Source organism: Pseudobutyrivibrio sp. OR37 (assembly GCF_900113655.1).
Classification (GTDB): domain Bacteria; phylum Bacillota; class Clostridia; order Lachnospirales; family Lachnospiraceae; genus Pseudobutyrivibrio.
Window position 1 is genome coordinate 13,613 of record NZ_FOQF01000027.1, and the last position, 19,705, is coordinate 33,317.

Here is a 19,705-nt window from a genome sequence, read left to right on the forward strand (position 1 = left end):
CGAATTTGTAGAGGCAGAGGAATTGGATGAAATACGAAAGAATGGATTGAGGGCAACATGGAAGAACTGAGACTGCAACAAATGACAAGAGAACTGTGCCACGAGCTTTATAAAGAGTGGGAAAATGATGAAGCTATCTATATGGATATGAGCCTATTCAAGCCATATGTATACGCTGAAGATGCGGTAAATAAGTACTTTGATTCGAAACAGGACTCATCAAGAATAATATTTGTGATAATGCTGTCTGGTAAGCCAATCGGTGAATTACAGCTAAAGCAAATAGATTATGACAATAAGGAATGTACTCTCAGTATCCATATGCAAAATGATAATTTTAAGGGAAAAGGCTATGGTACAAAGGCGGAGCAGCTTGCAATCAAGTATGCTTTTGAAGAGCTTGGGATGAATGCTGTGAATGCAGATACAGTGAAAAAGAATACCAGAAGTCAGCATGTTATCGAAAAAGTCGGATTCGAACTTATAAAAGAAGATGACTGCTTTTTATATTATAGAATTCAACGATAGCCAGATTCTAAAAAAGGAGATTGTGAGAAAGTGCCTGATAGCAGTAATACAGACTGGGGATTAAAAAAAGAATACTTACACAGCACGAGACAGCATTTATGGAACAATGATTATTTTGAGTTCCTTGTGAAATGTGTGTGGAAGATAGATAAGCCGGTTAGAATAATTGATTTTGGCTGTGGATATGGATATTTGGCGCAGATGCTGATGTCATTAGTTCCGCAGGGAAGTACTTATAAGGGGATTGATATTTCTGAGGCACTTATAGCTGAGGCACAAGAAATTTTTGCAGGACAAAAGGATGTCTGCTTTGAAGTTGCTGATTTAAATGAGTATGAGCCTACATCAGAATATGATATAGCTATTTGTCAGGCAGTGCTTCGACATCTTACAAAACCGGAAGATATTATGAAGAAGATGATTGGAGCAGTAAAAGAGAATGGATTAGTTATATGTATTGAGCCAAGTAGACGTATGGAAAACGCGGGCATCTTCGTAGATAATAGTACTTATGATCCTTTTGAGAACGATGATTTCCTAAAGTATAGATGGCTATCGGAAGAACAATCTGGAGGAAGGGATTACCAGATTGGGATGAAAGTCCCGGTATTTATGAAAAAATTGGGTTTAAAGAATGTCGGAGTCAGAATCAATGATTATGTTGATTTCATTAGCGCGGGTACTGATGCTTTTGAATCAGAGCAAAGAAGATTCATAAGTGACCATGGAGTTGACGAAAAATATGCTGATTCTAATAGTTATCTGGCCGCAAGGTGCCATGTGATTTCATATGGATATAAAAATGAGGTTGAAAAACACAAGGACATTATTGGTTAGAACGGACAAGCAACTACCAAATGGAGAGGTGTTCCGGCATCGGTATTAAAAGCAGAAAGCAGAAATGCAGCAAATGACCCAGAAGATTATTTTGATTATGTAATGTTTGCATGGGGAAACTGTCAGGCTGGGGACCGATTGGTTATGGAGAGGAAACTGAAGCGTTTTCCCACAGAAGAAGATTTAAGCACATACTTTACACCAGGAGTAAGATTTTTCTTTCGGTATGATGAAATTGTAAAACATCCAAATGCAATATTTGAGGGCGTATTACCACTAAAGATTAAGGAAGAAGTTAAATTGTCTGATTGGGTTGATACTATTATTATACCATCGGCTGAAAGAGCAGTGTTTAAAGCAATCATTCCATATGATTTGGAGAGTAGGACATTTTATTTAGACAATGATTGTACGGATATATGGGGATGGTCAGAAAAGGTATACGAGTTTGTGAAAAGCCGAGAACATTGAAAATGTATCTAGGATTAGTTTGATTTTGTTAAAATGCAACCTAAATGAGTTTTTTAAGTTTTGGGATGATTGCAATATTTTAGGAATGCAACCCATTTGTTTAAAAAACTTGTTTGGGATGTATAGTCGAATTAGTAGATGCATCCCATATGCGGAAAAAAGCTAATAGGGATGATTCCTGCGATGCTTAAGTGGTTTTGTAGAGGGGAAATCAGAGACTTTCTTGATAAATACATGAAATGTATGCAACCCAAAAGCATAAAAAACGCAAATGGGATGCATAGCGAAAAAATAAATAATTTTTCATGCATCCCAAAAGTAAAAAAATGCTCAGAGGGATGACTTTGAAACGGAATTAAAGGAAAAATGCGTTTCTCATCCAGTGCGTAGCTTGGTTCAGGCCTATATATATCGTGACCAATGTCAGCCATTTGGGATTTATAATGATGAGGATGAGATAGAATTATCATTTAATATCAGCGAGGAGACATGCAAATGAGTGATAAAATACGTATTGAGGAAATACCAGTTAGCCAGATTGATGATTTTTGGAAGATACATCTTAAATATCTTGTTGATGACAACATCATAAGTGACGAGGAGGATATAGATTATTTTTCAGGAGAAGAGTATCGTGGAATCATAAAGGCACATATGGAGCGAGCTGTTGATAAACATCATATGATTTATTTTATGAGAGAAGAAAAGAAGATAGGTGCCGCGCAGTATAACACATACTCAAGTGAAGATGGTAAGTGTTTTATTCTGGATTTTTGGGTTTTTCCCGAATTCAGAAATAAGGGGTTAGGCCATGAATGTTTTAAAGCTTTAGAGCAATTTACAAAGCAGGATGGTGCGGTGTACTATGAAATCAACAGTACGAAAGAAGATTCGGTACGATTCTGGAAAACTCTTGGATTTGTAGAGAATGGAAAAGATGAGTATGATATGCCACTGTACATAAAGAAACTGGAGGAGTAAATGCATTTCGTAAATGCGAAGGGGATATTAACAGCAAATAATGGCCGATGCGGCATGAACATATATCGTGGCTGCACGCATGGCTGTATTTATTGCGATAGCAGAAGCAAATGCTATCAGTTTACCCATGCCTTCGAGGATATTGAGGTGAAGCATAATGCTCCAGAGCTTTTAGAGTCGGCTCTTAAATCAAAAAGAAAGAAATGTATGATTGGCACAGGTGCTATGTCAGATCCATATATGCACTGCGAAGAGCAGTTAAAGCTCACAAAAAAGTGTCTTGAAATCATTTCTAAATACGAATTTGGCATAGCTATTCAGACCAAGTCAGACAGGATGCTTAGGGATATTGATCTTTTGGATGAAATCAATCAGAAAGCAAAGACTGTAGTGCAGATGACATTGACTACCTATGACGATGACCTGTGCGCTATCCTAGAACCAAATGTCTGCAACACAAAGCGCAGAATACAGGTGCTAGAGGAGATGCAAAAGCGTGGCATTCCTACAGTGGTTTGGCTGACACCAATTCTTCCTTTTATAAACGATACAGAAGAAAACGTAAATGCGATACTTGAAGAATGTATTCGCGTGGGTGTGAAGGGCATTATTTGCTTTGATATGGGCGTGACCCTGCGGGAAGGTGACAGGGAATATTTTTATGAAGCATTGGATAAAAATTTTCCAGGATTGAAAGAAAAATACATTAGAACCTATGGCAATTCCTATAATGTACCAAGTCCTAACAATGCAAAGCTGATGAGACTTTTTGAGGATACCTGCAAAGCTCATAACATCCTTTATAAGCCTAATGATTGCTTCGGATTTATGAATGATTTTCCGGAGAGATATGAACAGCTGACGCTAGATTTGATATAATCAATTGCAAGGCAGGCCCAAGAGTTTGCATATGGAAGAGGAGATTTTACTAGATGAAACTTACACCAAGTTGTGCAAAATGCATGTATGATAGACAACAGCTAAAGACTGATGACAAGGAATATTTAAAAGAGGTTAAAAATATACTTGATAATCGTGATGAAAATGCATGTAGTGCAGAGATGAATTTTGCATTTAATAAGGCATATGAAAAATACATTGGACCAATGCCTAGTTTTAGAGACATCAATAAAAAATATAATGATTTAGTACTTTCCATGGAACAGGGCTTAGAAGAGAAAATAGAAGCAAGCGATAATCCGCTTGCTACTGCTCTTGTGATGGCTCGAATTGGAAACTACATCGATTTTGGTGTGATGCAGGATGTAGATGAAACTACATTTTTAGAGTTATTCAACGACACAGATATGAGAGCTGATGAACAGGAAACATTTGATTCTTTTTACAATCAGTGCAGCAGTGGAAAATCATTTTTACTTCTTACAGATAATTGTGGAGAGATTGTGCTGGATAAACTTTTCCTTCGCCAGCTTAAAAAACATTTTCCCAATTTGGACATAACAGTTATGGTTCGAGGTGGCGAAGCCTACAATGATGCCACAATGGAAGATGCAAAATATGTTGGTTTGACAGATGAATTTACCGTAATTACGAATGGAGAGAAGATTGCAGGAACTGTCTATAAAAGGCTTCCAGAGCAAGCGCAAAAAGCAATAGATAATGCAGATGTTATCCTGTCAAAGGGGCAGGCAAATTATGAATCATTTGCAGGTGAAGGACATCACGCCTTTTTCACATTTCTATGTAAATGCGATTTGTTTGTAAGCCGATTTAATGTACCAAGACTTACCGGAATGTTTGTTGAGGAAGCATAAGCACGTCGGAAAAATATGACTAGTAAGGAGATTTTTAATGATATATATAGGCTGTCACTTATCGGTGACAAACGGATATGAGGCGATGGGACGCCAGATGGTAGATTTTGGAGGAAATACATTTGCCTGGTTTACAAGAAATCCACGTGGTGGAAAAGCAAAGGATATTGAGCCAGCAGATGTTGAAAAACTTCAGGAAATCCTTAAAAAAGAAAAGTTTGGTACCCTTGTGGCTCATGCCAGCTACACCATGAATCTTTGCTCGGCAAAGCCCGAGACTAGAGCCAATGCACTTGATATGCTTAAGCAGGATTTGCAGAGAATGGAACAGGTTCCAAATCAATATTACAATTTCCATCCAGGTTCTCACACAGGCCAGGGCGCAGAAACAGGAATTCAGCAGATTGCAGATGGCTTGAATCAATCACTTTTCCCTGAAATGCACACCACAGTACTCTTAGAGACTATGGCTGGCAAAGGCTCGGAGGTAGGCAAAACTTTTGAGGAATTAAAAGAGATTATTGACCGCACCACACTTAGTGATAAGCTTGGTGTTTGCCTTGATACCTGCCATGTTTGGGATGGTGGCTACGATATTGTAAATGACCTTGACGGGGTACTTACACAGTTTGATAAAATCATAGGCTTGGATAGATTAAAGGCGATACATTTCAACGACAGTAAAAATGAATGCGGTGCAGCAAAGGACCGCCACGAGAAGCTAGGTCAAGGCTGCATTGGAATGGATGCAATGAAGCGAATTGCAACACATCCAGTTCTGCAGAATCTTCCATTTATTTTGGAAACACCAAATGATGATGCGGGATATAAAGAAGAAATAGCAATTGTAAATAGTTGGATGTAGGTAAAAGCAGATTGGGGGGCGAGTTATGACAAAAAAATTGTTGATTTCCGCACTGATTAAATTTTTTTCAGGCGTGCTCTTAGTGGGATTATTGCTTTTTCCAGCGGCAGGAAGCTTTGCCTTTTGGCAGGCGTGGCTTTTTATGGCAGTGCTTTTTATCCCTATGTTTGTAGCAGGTTTGATTCTAATGAAGAAAAATCCATCTCTTTTGCGAAAGCGACTTAATGCAAAGGAAGAACAGTTAGAGCAAAAAGAGGTGGTTTTGTTCAGTGGTTTGATGTTTTTATCTTCATTCATAATTGCAGGTTTAAATTTCAGATTTTCGTGGCTAGTGCTGCCAGCATGGGTGACGATTTTAGGCACTGTGTTGTTTCTTTTAGCCTATGCGCTGTATGCCGAAGTACTTAGGGAAAATGAATATCTTTCGAGAACTATTGAGGTTCAGGAAGGCCAAAAGGTGGTAGATACAGGCCTTTATGGAATCGTCCGCCATCCTATGTATATGGCAACAGTTCTGCTATTCTTATCTATGCCAATCATTCTAGGCTCAATATTTTCATTTGTAATAATGCTTGTATATCTTCCAATCATTGCAAGGCGCATTCGAAACGAGGAACAGGTACTAGAAGATGGCCTTGATGGATACAAGCAGTATAAAGAGCGGGTAAAATATAGGATTATTCCATTTGTGTGGTAAGAGGGGGATTAATGAAAACCAGAGAAGAAGCGTTAAGCTACGGCCTTACATTTCCATATACATATCAGGAGGCGCCATTTCACGACCCGAACTGGCAGCTAGTTAGAGTGAAGCCTAGTAAAAAGGCCTTCCTTTGGTCCTACGAAAAGGATGGGCAGATTTGTTTGAATCTGAAATGCGACCCGGAGTGGAGAGATTTCTGGAGACGCACCTATGATGCGGTGCTTCCTGGATATCACCAAAACAAGGAGCATTGGAACACAGTAATCTTGGATGGAAGCATCCCAGATGATGATGTTAAACGTATGATTGCAGAAAGCTATGACCTTGTGACCGATTCTCCTACAAAACGTATATACGAAGCAGTTAAACGCATTCCACAGGGCAAAGTAGCAACCTATGGTCAGGTGGCAGCTATGGCGGGCAATCCAAAAATGAGCCGTGCTGTAGGAAATGCCCTACATAAAAATCCCGATTTTGAAAACATTCCTTGCTATCGAGTAGTAAATTCCAAAGGCGAGCTGGCAGGAGAGTATGTATTCGGCGGAGCCTGGGCTCAGAAGGAGCTATTGGAGGCTGATGGAATCGTTGTTCAAAACGGAAAAGTTGACTTGGATAAGTATGGAATGGAAATTGAATAAATTTCAAAAAAGGTGTTGACCTTGCCCTTGGGGCAGCCCTTAACATAAGACTCAACAAGAAAACACATACGAAATGGAGGGCATTATGAAAGAAAAAATGACAACAGGGGAAATTGCAAAGCAGGCAGGGGTATCACCTAAGGCACTCCGTATATACGATGAGAAAGGACTTCTAAAGCCTGTTGATATTTCCGAAGGAAACTACAAACTCTATGATAAGAACTCACTTATTATTCTGGAAAAAATCATAGCACTCAAGCATATTGGATTTAGCTTGGAAGAGATTAAAACCAATCTAGAAAATGATGATATGAGTGCCATAAAGGAATTACTTGAAAATCAGCTTGAAATGATGAATCAAAAGATTTATGAGCTTCAAAAGTCTGCAGGGTGCATCAAATCAGCACTTGCCAGATTCGACGAGAATCCTGACTGGGATGATATCGCGGACATTATAAAGAAGATGGAAATGAGCCAAGGCGCAGATGAGCGAAGATGGTATGCCGCAGATCACGCAGCTGACGGAATAGAGTGGTACGAAAAAATTTTCAATTCTATGTCTTTCAAGGAATCGGATACGGTCCTTGATCTTGGCTGTAGCTATGGTCTTTTGTGGAGAAAGAATTGGAAACGCATCCCTTCAAATTTCAGCGTGGAAGGCTACGACATACATGGAAATTGGGCTGATGATTTATATGAATATCTTAATGAAAATCGAGCTTCACTTCCAAAAGGGTCTGATATTCAGGTGATTTTTAGCAACCTTGAAAAGAGCGAGACCTGGGAAAAGATTAAGGCAAAGAAGTATTCTAAGATTATTGCTCATTACCTTTTATCGTATCTAAATGATGAAAAGACTTTTATCACAAATGTGGCTCAGGTTCTTGCAAAAGGTGGGATGTTTTCCGTTAATCACTATGGCGAGGCTGCAAAAGAATACAACTTCTGGGAAAAGGTATTAGATGAAGTGGGGGTAGATAAGCAGTTTGCCTTGAAAAAGCGCGCAGAGAGAAGACAGATGGATACTGATTTTGAAGTCCTTCTCTCAGAGCATTTTGAGAGATTTGAAAAAATATCATTGCCATGTCCGCTCATATTTGAAAGTGCTGAGGCCCTCTTCGATAGAATGCTCAAAAAATATTCGGAAGGGAAAAAGTATCTAGAAGATAACAGGAATAAAATCGAGGAATATTTTGATAGAGTAGTTCTTAAAGACGGTCCAGTTACTGTGGATATGGATAGTGTGTTTTATCATTGTTTTAAATAATAGGGGGATGTTATGCAGATAGGAAGTTCAAATGATGCTGCCGCAGTGAAAGAGCAGTACAAAACATCAGCGGGTTTGGATACAAGGATATCCTTTCACGACAAGTATTCTACCAATAAGCTGGGATACGGTAATTGGATATTTTCTAATTTTGATTTTAGAAAAGGAATGAAGGTTTTAGAGATTGGATGTGGCACAGGAAGCCTTTGGATAGGGCATGACGATATAATAGCAGAGCTTGATAGTCTGGTTCTGACAGATTTATTACAGGGGATGCTTGAAACTGCCGAAGCCAATCTTGGCAAGTCAAGTAACGTCAAATATCAGCTTGCAGATATTCAGGATTTACCATTTGAGGATGGCTCTTTTGACATAATAATTGCCAATTCCATGCTCTATCATGTTCCAGATTTAGGTAAAGGACTCAGTGAGGTGCGCAGAGTTCTTAAGGGTGACGGGAGATTCTACTGCGCCACACTAGGAGAGAATAATTTTATGGAGGAGATTGCCAAGTGGTTTAAGCTAGGATGGGAATCTTTCACGCCTAACTATAATTTCACTATGCAAAATGGAAAGAGTAAGCTGCAAAGTGCTTTCTCAGATATAGAGGCAAGATTGTATGATGACTCTCTTCACATAACAGACATTGATGATTTGGTAACATATCTAAGCAGCCTGTCATCACTGAAGATGCTAAATGAAGTTCCGCTTGAAAAAATAAGGGAGATAATAAAGTATCACGCAATAGATGGAGTAGTGGATTTGCCTAAGGAATATGGCATGTTCATTGCTAGCTGATAATAGTAGAAATATGTAAGGATTTAGTTTGGATAAGAAGACTACATACAGTGATTTTGTAATTGTTTTATAAAAACACTGCTTTACTTAAAAATCTTAATGGAGAGCCTGCTTTAAATCACTTCATATGCCTGAGTTTGATGAATAAAGCAGCAGAGATATTGAATTAGCACTAGAAATACTGTCCAATGCATCCCGAATGTAGGAAATGGAATTTTGGGATGATTATAAAATTTTAACAATGCATCCCATTTGATAAAAAATAGTGTTTGGGATGCACAGTGAATATGATGAATGCATCCCAAATTGGAAATAATGCATTATGGGATGCATTTTTAATTATTTAGAGCTGTTACTTGGTGAATAATTAGCAGGAAAATTGCCAAAACAATGAAAGTCATGCATCCCAAAATAGAAAAAAGTGCATATGGGATGCATGACTTCAAAATGAAAATTTTTTCATGCATCCCAAAAACATAAAATGCCTATTAGGGATGCATTATGACAGAAATTTATTACAGGTTAGACAAATTCGAGATTTACAGAGATATAAACGCCGCCAGGCTTCCTCTATTAGCCACAATAATTCTATGAGGTTTGACTTGAGTTCTTTTAATTATTAACTCAATTATTGCTTGATATACATTTTGAGGGATATTCGGTAACATATTAGCATAATAAATTGCTGGCCGGCATAAACTAAATTACTTAAACGGAAAGGCGGAAATAAATATGTTGGATATGAAAAAAGTTGGTAAGAATATTAAGGCTGCTAGAACAGAAAAAAATATGACTCAGCTTGAATTGGCAGATATTCTTGGGGTTAGCTATCAGGCAGTTTCAAACTGGGAGCGAGGCAATACAATGCCAGATATAGCAAAGCTGCCAGAAATATCTAAAGCATTAGATATTGAAATTGCAAGCATCCTTGGAGAAGAAAGCACCGCAAATACTGTAGCAAAAATTCTTGATAACGATTCAGAACCATTATCATCTAGGGAGCTTACGGATGTGGCGCCTATACTGCCACCTAAGGAGATTTCTAAAGAGATAAAGAAAACATCGGCAAATGAGAAGCTTAATATCAAGGCAATAGTGGGACTAGCCCCATATTTGGATGACGAAATTCTAGATGAAATTGTAGGTAAAGTAGATACGGCTAACGTAAAGGAACTAGTGCCATTGGCTCCATATTTATCAGATAAAACTATGATAGATATCTCAAATAGGATTGCGGAATCTAATATTCACGATTTAGTAGCATTAGCACCTTTTATGCCAGAAGAGGCTTTAGATAATGTTGTTTCGTCATTAAATGTAGATAATCTTGATGGAGTACATGCCTTGGCACCTTTTTTATCAAATGAGTCGTTGGATAAGATTGTAGACATGGCAATTGAATCAGATAATGTATCAAAGCTTTCAAAAGCAGCGTGTTTTTTAGGACGTAAACCATTGAAAAAGATTGCAAATCATCTGGTTAATTCAGATGATGATAAAGTGCTATCAAAATTTGCAATGTATATGTAGTGGTGAAATTAGGATAAATGCATCCCCAATTAGCAATAATGTTTTGGGGATGCATTTTGAATATTTATAAAGATATAAACGCCGCCAAGCTTCCTCTATTAGCACCCATAATTCTATGAGAATAGAAAAGCTTTGGATTGCAGCGAGTGCAGTAATTCGTAATTTCGATATGTTCATCTGGTATGCCAGCCTCTAGGAATACTAAGCGGCAGGCTGCCCACAAATCCAGCATATATTTGTCTTTGTCGTCTGGATTAAAGATGGATGGGCGAAGCAGCTCAGGCTTATGAGATTCACCAAAGGCTTTTATAAATTCTTCTGCCACATCAGCACTAACTTCATAGCAATTCTTGCAGATACTAGGTGCAATTCCACATAAAATATCAGAAGGTTCGCAACCGAAGGCATCGTGCATTTTTTCGATTGTCACTTTTCCAATTTTGCCAACAGTTCCGCGCCAGCCTGAATGAGACAAGGCCACCACTTCCTTTACAGGATCATAGAAGAATAGCGGAACGCAGTCAGCATAAAAGGTAACTAGCGGCATGTCCTTTACATTTGTGATTAATCCGTCCACATCATCGTATGGCAAAGGTTTTGTTAATCCATTTCCAGCATCCTTCTCATCCACAATGATTACGTTTGTAGTGTGAGTCTGCTTTGACAGACACATGCGCTCATAATTCATATCAAGGGCAGAGGCGATTCTGTGATAGTTTTCGCGCACGTTCTCATCTGAATCGCCGCGGTTAAAGCCAAGATTTAGCGAGTCAAACACGCCTTCACTGACACCGCCGATTCTAGTGGAAAAGCCGTGCTTAACACCAGATGCCTTAAATGAATTAAAAGTTAAAAAAGATACATTATTTCGAGTCTCTAAATTCATAAGTACTATTGCTCCCTAAGCTTCCTGTTGTAAAAGTTCTTCTAATCCTGCAACTGCAATATCATGGTTTCTATCCTTAGCGTGCACAGCATATAGTCCACACTCCCTGGCCCCTATGACATTGCGTTCGGAATCATCGATAAATACACATTCATCAGCTTTTAGATTGTACTTTTCTAAAATGCGCTGGTAGATGGCATGGTCAGGCTTGATAAGCTTTTCCTCGCAGGAAAAAACACCACCATCTAATAATGGCAAGAAATCTAGCTGCTTGGCAGCCTGTTCCTTCAGATGATATGACCAGTTTGAAAGGAAAAGTACCTGATAGCCACGAGACTTAAGCGCCTTAATCCAGTCCTTTGTAAAATCAAACTGCCATAAAGCATTGCCGCAGGTCTCCCAGAAATGAGTGATTTCATCCTTGATGTCAGGAGCATCCTTTGTGAAGGATGCAAGCAATTCATCGTTAGTTAAAACACCTCTGTCAACCTCATCCCATTTGTGATTTCCAAATACGTTTTCCTTTATTCTTTCAACCAGCTTTTCATCGCCGTTGAACTCCTTCATCATATAGGCAGTCCAGTCATAGCCAATGAGAACTCCACCAATATCAAAAATAATAGTTTTAATCATTTCGTAACCTCTTTTCTTTGGGGATTATTTTTAGAAAATCCATTTGTAAGTCTAGCAAAATCAGCTGGGAAAAACAAATGCAATGGAAGAGTTCTGTTTTCTGCTATGCAACAATAATAAGGTTTAGTATACTAAAGCTATTAGGAGGGCTAGGATTATGATTAAAGTATATTGTTACGAAAGATGCACAACCTGCAAAAAGGCACTGAAGTGGCTTGATGATAATAAAATCAAATATCAGCTAATAGATATTAAGGGGAGCAATCCAGACAAAGCTACTATAAAATCAGCTTACGAAAAGAGTGGACAGCCTCTTAAGAAATTCTTTAACACCAGCGGTCAGCTTTATAGAGGGATGGAGCTTTCAAAGAAGCTTCCTGATATGAGCGAGGACGACCAGCTGAATCTTTTAGCTTCAGACGGAATGCTTGTAAAGCGCCCACTAGTCATAGGAGACAGCTTTGTATTGTTGGGCTTTAAGGAAGCTGAATGGCAGGAAAATCTTAAATAATTAGTATTGCTTATAGCTATAGTTTTGGTTATAATCATTAAAACTCAAAATCTAATAAGTGAGGCAATGATGAGAAAACGAGACAATTACTCGGTGCAGTTATAATGCTGACAGCAGGTTGTACCGAGGTTAATTAGGATTTTAATTGCTGTCACATAGCTGCACCTACAAATATAAAAATGGGAAATGACTAAAAAGTATTTGAAAAGGAGCAGATATGAACACAGATAGAATAAATGAATTAAGAAAAGAATGGGAAGCTGAGGAGAAAATTGCTCATATTCATGGATGGGATTTTTCGCATATCCACGGTAGATATGAGGAGGAAGATGATTTGCCTTGGGACTACGAGGCTATTATCAGGGAAAACTTGACTGACAATATGCAGCTTATGGATTTTGACACAGGTGGTGGTGAGTTCCTGCTTTCACTGAAGCACCCATACGAAAATACAGCAGCAACAGAAGGATATCCACCAAATGTAGAGCTTTGCAAGGAGACATTACTTCCTCTTGGAATAGATTTTAGAGCGTGCGATGATGCTAAAAATGTTCCATTTGAAGATGAATCTTTTGACATGCTTATCAATCGACATGGTGATTTTGATGCAAAGGAAGCAAAGCGATTGCTGCACCAAGGTGGTTTGTTCATCACTGAGCAGGTAGGAGCTAATAATGACAGAGACCTGGTGGAGATGGTACTTCCAGATTTTCCAAAGCCATTTCCAGAATTAGAGCTTGCTATCCAGCATAAGAAATTCCAGGACGAAGGCTTTGAAATTCTTAGAGCAGAAGAGGTTTACAGACCAATTCGTTTTTACGATATAGGAGCTTTTGTGTGGTTCGCCCACATCATTGAGTGGGAGTTCCCAGAGTTCTCTGTAGAAAAATGCTTTGATAAGCTTTTAAAAATGCAGGAAATAATTGACAGGGATGGTTTTGTAGAAGGAACCATTCACAGATATCTAATAGTTGCTAAGAAAATATAATTTTACTTGAAAATGATTGTAATAGGCAGGTGCAGTAACACCTGCCTATTGTTTAACAAAAATTGCGCAGGAGGATAACGACATGAGAACAAACACTGAATATTTATTTGAGACAGAAAGATTAGGCTTTCGCCATTGGAACGAGGACGATGCAGAGGTTTTATTTAGTATGGCAAAAGAAAAAGAGGTTGGAAGCCCTTGTGGATGGCCTGCCCATAAGACAATAGAAGAAAGCATCAACGTGATTAATAACGTATTTACGAATCCTGAAAATTATGCCATTTGCTTGAAGGAGACAGGGGAGCCAATCGGCACTGCTGATTTGATGTTTCATTATGAAAATAAGGATGAGTGCGAGCTAGGCTATTGGCTGGGAAAGCCTTACTGGGGCCTTGGGATTATGCCTGAAGCCTGCACACATCTTTTAAAAAGAGCATTCGAAGATTTAAATGTTTCAAAGGTTTGGTGTGGATATTTTGAAGGAAATGAAAAATCAAAACGTGTTCAAGAAAAGCTTGGATTCAAGTATAATAGAACAGATGAAAATGTTAAGGTGTCACTTTTAAATGAGGTTAGGACCAATATTGTTAATCTCATGACTAAAGAAGAGTGGAAACAGTTGTATAGTAGTAGATTAGATAACTAACTTTCAAGGTATAAGAGTTTTATATATATAGTCATTCATCAGTTGTTAGGGAGTAAAAGTATTGGTGGTCTAGTCGCTTTTAACAAATGGGGGAAGAATAATGAAAAAGAGAATTGTTGCATTACTATTTGTGGCAACCATGCTACTGACATCTTGTGGTAATGCTACACAGACAAACACTACTCAGCAGGAATCAGCAGAAAAAACAGACACAAGCGCCCTTGATAAATACAAGGATATGTCTGCAGAAGAGATAGTGGCATCACTTACACTGGAGCAGAAGGCTGCCCAGATGGTGCAGGGAGCTTTTTATAATGTTGATTATGATGACATGAAAGAGCATGACTATGGTTCAGTTCTTTCAAAATTCGAGGAGCTTCCTAATCCCACAGCAGAAGAATGGTATGAAATCGTTAGCCAGTATCAGAGCAGTGCGCTTTCTTCGGAGTCCGGGATTCCATATATCTATGGGCAGGATAGTGTCCATGGAGTGAACTTCGCATATGGTTCTGTAATCTTCCCACAGAATATTAATATCGGCGCAGCAAATGACCCAGAGCTTACAAAAGATTATGGAACTCTTGTTGGATCAGATATTGTGCACACAGGCATGCTTTTGAATTTTTCACCATGCGTGGATGCAGCCCAAGACCCTAGATGGGGCAGGACTTATGAGTGTTTTTCAGATGACAATGAGATTATCAAGAATCTTTCCACAGCCTATGCAGAAGGACTTTTGTCTGAAGGCGTGGTGGTTTGTGCCAAGCATTTCTTTGGTGGCGGTTATACAGCCTATGGAACAGGAGAGTATTCAGGTAACACTGAAAGATTAATCGACCGCGGCGATGCAGATATGACCCAGGAGGAGATAGATGCACAGCTATCTGTCTATGAAAGTCTGGTAAATACAGGGGTGCAGTCTATCATGGTTTCTCACTCATCTTTGATGGGCACAAAGATGCATGAAAATGAAAAGTATCTTAGCTATCTAAAAAATGAGTTGGGATTCGAAGGCTTCATTCTTTCTGACTGGGATTCTATTGAGAATTGTTCAGGTGCTGATTTGAAAGAAAATGTAATTCTTTGTATTAACGCAGGACTGGATATGCTTATGGAAGCAGATCACTATGAGGAGTGCAGAGGCTACTTTGTGGAGGCTGTCAATGAGGGTTCTATCAGCGAAGAGCGCGTGAACGACGCGGTCACAAGAATCATAAAAGTTAAGAAGGACGCAGGGCTCTTTGATGACCCATATATAGAAAATTTCAATCCTACATATGATTTTGGAAGTGCACGTTCCCATGAAGTAGCGCGAGAGCTGGCAGTAAAATCCTTTGTACCTTTGAAGGTGGGCAAACATATGACTATTGAAAAAGGAATGAAGGTCTATGTGACAGGGCCAGCTGCAGCAGATACTGGTGTTATGTGTGGCGGATGGACTTACTTCTGGCAAGGCTCAACCGACAGTGATGTGGGCCAGCGTATGCTTCCTGATGCACTATCTGTTTTGGAAGCTCTTCAGGCAGTAGCTGATAATAAAGGTTTTGAAATAATCACAGACCCTAAAAAGATAGATGAGTGCGATATGGTGCTGCTTTGTGTTGGAGAGAAGCCATATGCTGAGTGGATAGGTGATACAGAGGATTTATCTATTGTAGGTGACATGGCATTGTCTGGAAATGAAAAAGCGATAGAAGAAGCTAAGGCATCTGGAAAGCCAACCACCACAATAATCATGGCAGGAAGAAATGTACTAATTAATGATTATTTGGATGACTGGGATTCGTGTATTATGTGTTACCTCCCAGGTTCGGAAGGTGGCGATGCAGTGGCAGATGTGCTAACTGGAGATGCTAGCCCATCAGGAACACTTCCGATGCCATACTACTCGTCTGTTGATGAGATTGGAACTGGAAAATGCTGGCACGAAGCTGGCTGGAGTGCGATGCAGTAGTGAGTGGAGAGGGGATTTATGCCAAACGAAAACGGAACCTGGATAATGTATGGGGTAGAGTGGGATGACCCAGAGTGCCTTCATACCGTGGATGATGCAATTGCATATATTAATGAGATTGGTTTTTTGCCTTTATTTAAGAATGAGATTCCTGGCTTTTCGCTGGAGGAACGAACTGTTCCTGAGTATTGGTGGAGCGGTGACGCCGAGGTTGACCCTTGGGAGTGGCGAGAGATTATTGCCCGCCGTGGAGAAGTTGCTTATGGCAAATTCTTTGACAAGAAGGCAGGCTTTATTTCTAAAGAATGGCTCCCATATTTTGCAAATTATAGACGTGATGGCTATGATTTTGATTCTCTTTGGGAGGATGGCAAAGCTTCTCGCAGACAGAAAAAGATAATGGATTTATTTGAAGAGAATGATGAGCTCTATTCCAACGAAATTAAAAAGCTGGCAGGCTTTGGTAAAGGTGGAGAGAAGGGCTTTGATGGTACAATCACCGACCTTCAGATGAAGACATATCTTACGGTAAAAGATTTCCGTCAGCGCAAGAACAAACAGGGCGAAGCCTATGGATGGCCAATTGCTATATATGCAACACCAGAAAACCTCTTTGGCTATGACCATGTAAGGAGTAGATATAAAGAGAATCCATCTGCCTCAAAAGAAGCTATAGCTGATCATATAAGAGATATTTATCCTATAGCTACAGAGAAGCAGATTAAAAAAATAATCAAGTGATTTTATCTCCTGCATGGTCTTTTAGGAAATTATACTGATTGGATTAGTCAGACCAGAATCCAAAAGTGGGCAGAATAATGAATAATACTTACAAAGAAGCACTAGAATTTTGCAAGAATAACTACCAAGGATGCGAAAATTGTTATTGCTATGAATTTTTATGCTGAGCCTGTCAGTAAGCCAGAGAAAAAAATAGAATTCAAAAATGGGAATGAAATGTATGTAAATGGAATTCTCAGAATGACCTCAAGAATAGATGAGGAATGGTCGGAGATTTTTAGTCAGTTCTTTAATGTTGAAGAAGTAACATATTTCGCTTGGGATGGGGAAGACGAGGAAACACGAAGAATATTTGTTATGAGTAAAAAATAAGGAGTAACACATGAAAAAGTTAAAACTAATCAATGAGGACTACCAAGGTCATGTGGATATAATGAGACATGCCTGCAGAGGTATTGTGATAAAGGATGGCAAAATTCTTTTAAGTTATGTAGAGAAATGTGATAACTATATGCTTCCAGGTGGAGGAGTTGAAGGGGATGAATCACTAGAAGAATGTTGTGTCCGCGAATTACGTGAAGAAACAGGAATTGTTGTAAAACCTAAAGATTACTACTTAGAAATAGAAGAATTATTTGATGTTTGGCAGCATTTTAATCACTACTTTATCTGCGAGTTTGTAGAGGATACAGGAGTGCTTAATCTTACAGAAGCTGAAAAGAATGCAAATTACAAGCATGTATGGCTTCCTGTTGAGGAGGCTAAAGAGATTTTTGGTGAGTATGAGAAGTACCACCATACTGATATTGCACTTTATGGCCTTTACCGCAGGGAGTATGAAGCTTTAAAAGCGCTAGATTTGTAGAAAATGGTAAAGACGAATATGACATGCAGCTTTTTATAAAGCGTTAGGAGTATTAATGGTTATAATAATTACAGGTGCATCTCATGTGGGGAAAACTGTTTTGGCACAGAGGATGCTGGAAAAATATAAATATCCCTATGTATCAATTGACCATTTGAAAATGGGATTGATTAGAAGTGGGAACACAGAGCTAACACCGGAGGATGATGAACAGCTTGTAGGATATCTATGGCCTATTGTCAGGGAGATGATTAAGACTGCCATAGAGAACCAGCAGAATCTTATCATTGAAGGATGCTATGTACCTTTTCATTGGAGGAAGGATTTTGATGAGCAGTATATACAGGAGATTGCATTTATCTGCTTAGCCATGACAGATGAGTACATAGATTCTCATTTTGATGAGATAAAGGCTCATGCTTCTGATGTTGAGACCAGGCTGGATGATAGTGATTGCACTATTGAAAGACTTAAGGCCGATAATAGACAGGTTATTTCAGGATACCAGAACGCTGGGGAGAAAGTAAATTTAATTGAAAAAAATTATGAGGATGTAATAGAACATTTACTTCAGTAGAGATATTTAATTATGCCAGAATATAGGAACAGGGCGATTACGGAAAAATTAAGTAATATATAAGATTATTACGTAGATTTTTAGGAGAGAAAAGAGTTTTTATGAGTATAATTACGGAAGAACTATTGGTTATTATGAATTTTGCCGTAGGTAACCTATAAGAATTGCATCTAAAACTAGAATAGTCTACGGTAAAAAAATGGAAGAAATGTATTTATTCCGTAAATAGAGTATAAGCAAGAATAATCACTACGGTATTTATAGTAGATTACTAGGATTTACCGTAAATGATGAATAAATATCATAATAATTCCTATAAGAGAAAAATATGAACCAAAAAGAAAGAATGCTTGCGAATCTTCCATATAAGGCATGGCTTGATGGACTCAGTGAAGAGCGCATGGAAAATAAAAAGAAGATATTTAAGTATAATAACCTGGAGCCTGATAAGCAGGAGGAAAAGGATAAGCTTATAAAGGAAATCCTTGTAAGGTAGTGAGGAAAATCACAGAAGCTGACAGGGATTATTATTACAAAGATAGAAAGTTTGATGTAGACGACTATATCGTATAAACGAAGTAAATGGAAAATAAGAATCTACTTAAAAATAAAATAGTGGTATGCTTCTTGGCAATTGTATGTTGCCTGCTTTGGGGTAGCGCATTTCCAAGCATTAAAATAGGATATAGGCTCTTTGAAATAGGCGCTGGTGATAGCATGTCACAGATACTTTTCGCGGGAATCAGATTTTTCTTAGCAGGAATTTTGGCGATTGTTTTTGGCAGCTTATTACAGAAAAAGTTATTGTATCCTAAAAAGCAGTCTTGGGGAATGGTCTGTAGGCTCAGCATTTTCCAAACTGTCCTTCAATATTTCTTTTTCTACATGGGACTTGCACACGCATCAGGAGTGAAGTCATCCATTATTAATGGCATGAGCACTTTCTTTGCAATCCTGATGGCTTCCCTTGTGAGGAAACAGGAAAAACTCACTACCAATAAGATGGTAGGCTGCGTGCTTGGAGCTGTAGGTGTAACTATTGTGAGTCTTGCTGGCGGAAACATTGGTGAGGGTTTTGCAATCAATGGCGAAGGCTTCATCCTTGTAGCATCAGTATCATATGCCATTTCATCAGTGCTTATCAAGGAGTATTCCATCAAAGAAAATCCAGTAACCTTAAGTGGTTATCAGTTCATAATTGGTGGAATTGTTATGATATTGGTAGGTTTTTTGGCAGGTGGTAGACTTCACATGACATCCCCTGCCGGAATTCCACTCATTATTTATATGGCTTTGATATCATCAGTGGCATATTCCATCTGGGGCGTGCTACTTAAGCACAACCCTGTATCATCAGTCACCATATACGGATTTACGAATCCAATTTTTGGAGCAATCCTTTCGGCAATATTCTTGTCTGAGTGGCAGACAATCACTTTAAAATACTTGGTGGCGCTTGTACTTGTGAGCCTTGGGATATTTATTGTTAATATGTCGAATTGAATTAGGAGAAT

Annotated in this window: 24 protein-coding genes; 22 read left to right on the forward strand and 2 right to left on the reverse strand. The window is 38.7% G+C overall.

From position 1 onward, the window contains the following. Nucleotides 1-57: 57 nt before the first annotated feature. The 12 genes from BM097_RS12215 to BM097_RS12275 all read left to right on the forward strand — a co-directional run bounded on the left by BM097_RS12215 (nt 58) and on the right by BM097_RS12275 (nt 10,390). Nucleotides 58-528: a GNAT family N-acetyltransferase gene (locus BM097_RS12215; protein ID WP_090550233.1), complete on the forward strand. Its 471-nt coding sequence runs from the start codon at nt 58-60 to the stop codon at nt 526-528. Between the two features lie 30 nt (nt 529-558). Then, nucleotides 559-1,365, forward strand: a complete 807-nt coding sequence (locus BM097_RS12220; protein ID WP_090550237.1) for a class I SAM-dependent methyltransferase — start codon at nt 559-561, stop codon at nt 1,363-1,365. Between the two features lie 144 nt (nt 1,366-1,509). Continuing rightward, nucleotides 1,510-1,836 (forward strand): hypothetical protein, encoded by a 327-nt coding sequence (locus BM097_RS12225; protein ID WP_090550240.1) that lies wholly within the window; start codon nt 1,510-1,512, stop codon nt 1,834-1,836. A gap of 495 nt (nt 1,837-2,331) precedes the next feature. Then, entirely contained in the window at nt 2,332-2,817 is a 486-nt protein-coding gene (locus BM097_RS12235; protein WP_090550244.1) for a GNAT family N-acetyltransferase, read from the forward strand. Continuing rightward, complete coding sequence (locus BM097_RS12240) at nt 2,818-3,696, forward strand: SPL family radical SAM protein (protein ID WP_090550247.1); 879 nt, start codon at nt 2,818-2,820, stop codon at nt 3,694-3,696. A 53-nt stretch (nt 3,697-3,749) separates the two neighbouring features. Then, on the forward strand, nt 3,750-4,592 hold the full coding sequence (locus tag BM097_RS12245; protein WP_090550252.1) for a damage-control phosphatase ARMT1 family protein: 843 nt from the start codon (nt 3,750-3,752) through the stop codon (nt 4,590-4,592). 37 nt (nt 4,593-4,629) lie between these two features. Next, entirely contained in the window at nt 4,630-5,457 is an 828-nt protein-coding gene (locus BM097_RS12250; RefSeq protein ID WP_090550256.1) for a deoxyribonuclease IV, read from the forward strand. Nucleotides 5,458-5,482: 25 nt separating this feature from the next. Then, nucleotides 5,483-6,154 carry a methyltransferase family protein gene (locus BM097_RS12255; RefSeq protein WP_090550260.1) on the forward strand — a complete coding sequence of 224 codons (672 nt, stop codon included), beginning with the start codon at nt 5,483-5,485 and terminating at the stop codon, nt 6,152-6,154. A gap of 11 nt (nt 6,155-6,165) precedes the next feature. Next, a complete protein-coding gene (locus BM097_RS12260) occupies nt 6,166-6,795 on the forward strand; it encodes a methylated-DNA--[protein]-cysteine S-methyltransferase (protein WP_090550264.1) in 630 nt (209 codons plus the stop codon). Nucleotides 6,796-6,880: 85 nt separating this feature from the next. After that, the gene (locus BM097_RS12265; protein ID WP_090550269.1) at nt 6,881-8,062 is read left to right on the forward strand and encodes a MerR family transcriptional regulator; all 1,182 of its coding nucleotides are present in this window, start codon (nt 6,881-6,883) and stop codon (nt 8,060-8,062) included. A 12-nt stretch (nt 8,063-8,074) separates the two neighbouring features. Further along, nucleotides 8,075-8,860 carry a class I SAM-dependent methyltransferase gene (locus BM097_RS12270; RefSeq protein WP_090550272.1) on the forward strand — a complete coding sequence of 262 codons (786 nt, stop codon included), beginning with the start codon at nt 8,075-8,077 and terminating at the stop codon, nt 8,858-8,860. Between the two features lie 732 nt (nt 8,861-9,592). Beyond that, nucleotides 9,593-10,390, forward strand: a complete 798-nt coding sequence (locus BM097_RS12275) for a helix-turn-helix domain-containing protein (RefSeq protein WP_090550276.1) — start codon at nt 9,593-9,595, stop codon at nt 10,388-10,390. A 64-nt stretch (nt 10,391-10,454) separates the two neighbouring features. Here BM097_RS12275 and pgeF read toward each other — a convergent pair whose 3' ends face one another. Together pgeF and BM097_RS12285 are read right to left on the reverse strand one after the other, a co-directional pair. After that, the gene (gene pgeF, locus BM097_RS12280; protein ID WP_090550279.1) at nt 10,455-11,276 is read right to left on the reverse strand and encodes a peptidoglycan editing factor PgeF; all 822 of its coding nucleotides are present in this window, start codon (nt 11,274-11,276) and stop codon (nt 10,455-10,457) included. A gap of 15 nt (nt 11,277-11,291) precedes the next feature. Continuing rightward, a complete protein-coding gene (locus BM097_RS12285) occupies nt 11,292-11,909 on the reverse strand; it encodes an HAD family hydrolase (RefSeq protein ID WP_090550282.1) in 618 nt (205 codons plus the stop codon). Between the two features lie 157 nt (nt 11,910-12,066). Between BM097_RS12285 and BM097_RS12290 the strand changes: the two genes are divergently transcribed. The 10 genes from BM097_RS12290 (at nt 12,067) to BM097_RS12335 (ending at nt 19,694) form a co-directional block, all read left to right on the forward strand. Further along, a complete protein-coding gene (locus tag BM097_RS12290; protein WP_090550286.1) occupies nt 12,067-12,420 on the forward strand; it encodes an arsenate reductase family protein in 354 nt (117 codons plus the stop codon). Nucleotides 12,421-12,637: 217 nt separating this feature from the next. Further along, entirely contained in the window at nt 12,638-13,408 is a 771-nt protein-coding gene (locus tag BM097_RS12295; protein WP_090550290.1) for a methyltransferase domain-containing protein, read from the forward strand. Nucleotides 13,409-13,490: 82 nt separating this feature from the next. Beyond that, on the forward strand, nt 13,491-14,054 hold the full coding sequence (locus BM097_RS12300) for a GNAT family N-acetyltransferase (RefSeq protein WP_090550294.1): 564 nt from the start codon (nt 13,491-13,493) through the stop codon (nt 14,052-14,054). A gap of 100 nt (nt 14,055-14,154) precedes the next feature. After that, a complete protein-coding gene (locus BM097_RS12305; RefSeq protein ID WP_090550298.1) occupies nt 14,155-16,008 on the forward strand; it encodes a glycoside hydrolase family 3 protein in 1,854 nt (617 codons plus the stop codon). Nucleotides 16,009-16,026: 18 nt separating this feature from the next. Further along, a complete protein-coding gene (locus BM097_RS12310) occupies nt 16,027-16,749 on the forward strand; it encodes an AlkZ-related protein (protein ID WP_090550303.1) in 723 nt (240 codons plus the stop codon). 150 nt (nt 16,750-16,899) lie between these two features. Further along, a complete protein-coding gene (locus BM097_RS12315; protein WP_090550308.1) occupies nt 16,900-17,121 on the forward strand; it encodes a hypothetical protein in 222 nt (73 codons plus the stop codon). Nucleotides 17,122-17,131: 10 nt separating this feature from the next. Further along, nucleotides 17,132-17,614 (forward strand): NUDIX hydrolase, encoded by a 483-nt coding sequence (locus tag BM097_RS12320; protein WP_090550312.1) that lies wholly within the window; start codon nt 17,132-17,134, stop codon nt 17,612-17,614. A gap of 55 nt (nt 17,615-17,669) precedes the next feature. Then, the gene (locus tag BM097_RS12325) at nt 17,670-18,191 is read left to right on the forward strand and encodes a P-loop NTPase family protein (RefSeq protein WP_090550315.1); all 522 of its coding nucleotides are present in this window, start codon (nt 17,670-17,672) and stop codon (nt 18,189-18,191) included. Nucleotides 18,192-18,519: 328 nt separating this feature from the next. Next, nucleotides 18,520-18,687, forward strand: coding sequence for a maltose acetyltransferase domain-containing protein (locus BM097_RS16725; RefSeq protein ID WP_330389652.1), 168 nt, complete (start codon nt 18,520-18,522; stop codon nt 18,685-18,687). A gap of 86 nt (nt 18,688-18,773) precedes the next feature. Beyond that, nucleotides 18,774-19,694 carry a DMT family transporter gene (locus BM097_RS12335; protein ID WP_090550319.1) on the forward strand — a complete coding sequence of 307 codons (921 nt, stop codon included), beginning with the start codon at nt 18,774-18,776 and terminating at the stop codon, nt 19,692-19,694. The last annotated feature ends 11 nt before the right edge of the window (nt 19,695-19,705 follow it).

Coding starts and splice junctions, on each gene's coding strand:
- BM097_RS12215 (WP_090550233.1), top strand. CDS start 58: ATGGAAGAACTGAGACTGCAACAAATGACAAGAGAACTGTGCCACGAG.
- BM097_RS12225 (WP_090550240.1), top strand. CDS start 1,510: ATGGAGAGGAAACTGAAGCGTTTTCCCACAGAAGAAGATTTAAGCACA.
- BM097_RS12235 (WP_090550244.1), top strand. CDS start 2,332: ATGAGTGATAAAATACGTATTGAGGAAATACCAGTTAGCCAGATTGAT.
- BM097_RS12240 (WP_090550247.1), top strand. CDS start 2,818: ATGCATTTCGTAAATGCGAAGGGGATATTAACAGCAAATAATGGCCGA.
- BM097_RS12245 (WP_090550252.1), top strand. CDS start 3,750: ATGAAACTTACACCAAGTTGTGCAAAATGCATGTATGATAGACAACAG.
- BM097_RS12250 (WP_090550256.1), top strand. CDS start 4,630: ATGATATATATAGGCTGTCACTTATCGGTGACAAACGGATATGAGGCG.
- BM097_RS12255 (WP_090550260.1), top strand. CDS start 5,483: ATGACAAAAAAATTGTTGATTTCCGCACTGATTAAATTTTTTTCAGGC.
- BM097_RS12260 (WP_090550264.1), top strand. CDS start 6,166: ATGAAAACCAGAGAAGAAGCGTTAAGCTACGGCCTTACATTTCCATAT.
- BM097_RS12265 (WP_090550269.1), top strand. CDS start 6,881: ATGAAAGAAAAAATGACAACAGGGGAAATTGCAAAGCAGGCAGGGGTA.
- BM097_RS12270 (WP_090550272.1), top strand. CDS start 8,075: ATGCAGATAGGAAGTTCAAATGATGCTGCCGCAGTGAAAGAGCAGTAC.
- BM097_RS12275 (WP_090550276.1), top strand. CDS start 9,593: ATGTTGGATATGAAAAAAGTTGGTAAGAATATTAAGGCTGCTAGAACA.
- pgeF (WP_090550279.1), bottom strand. CDS start 11,276: ATGAATTTAGAGACTCGAAATAATGTATCTTTTTTAACTTTTAATTCA.
- BM097_RS12285 (WP_090550282.1), bottom strand. CDS start 11,909: ATGATTAAAACTATTATTTTTGATATTGGTGGAGTTCTCATTGGCTAT.
- BM097_RS12290 (WP_090550286.1), top strand. CDS start 12,067: ATGATTAAAGTATATTGTTACGAAAGATGCACAACCTGCAAAAAGGCA.
- BM097_RS12295 (WP_090550290.1), top strand. CDS start 12,638: ATGAACACAGATAGAATAAATGAATTAAGAAAAGAATGGGAAGCTGAG.
- BM097_RS12300 (WP_090550294.1), top strand. CDS start 13,491: ATGAGAACAAACACTGAATATTTATTTGAGACAGAAAGATTAGGCTTT.
- BM097_RS12305 (WP_090550298.1), top strand. CDS start 14,155: ATGAAAAAGAGAATTGTTGCATTACTATTTGTGGCAACCATGCTACTG.
- BM097_RS12310 (WP_090550303.1), top strand. CDS start 16,027: ATGCCAAACGAAAACGGAACCTGGATAATGTATGGGGTAGAGTGGGAT.
- BM097_RS12315 (WP_090550308.1), top strand. CDS start 16,900: ATGAATTTTTATGCTGAGCCTGTCAGTAAGCCAGAGAAAAAAATAGAA.
- BM097_RS12320 (WP_090550312.1), top strand. CDS start 17,132: ATGAAAAAGTTAAAACTAATCAATGAGGACTACCAAGGTCATGTGGAT.
- BM097_RS12325 (WP_090550315.1), top strand. CDS start 17,670: ATGGTTATAATAATTACAGGTGCATCTCATGTGGGGAAAACTGTTTTG.
- BM097_RS16725 (WP_330389652.1), top strand. CDS start 18,520: ATGAACCAAAAAGAAAGAATGCTTGCGAATCTTCCATATAAGGCATGG.
- BM097_RS12335 (WP_090550319.1), top strand. CDS start 18,774: ATGGAAAATAAGAATCTACTTAAAAATAAAATAGTGGTATGCTTCTTG.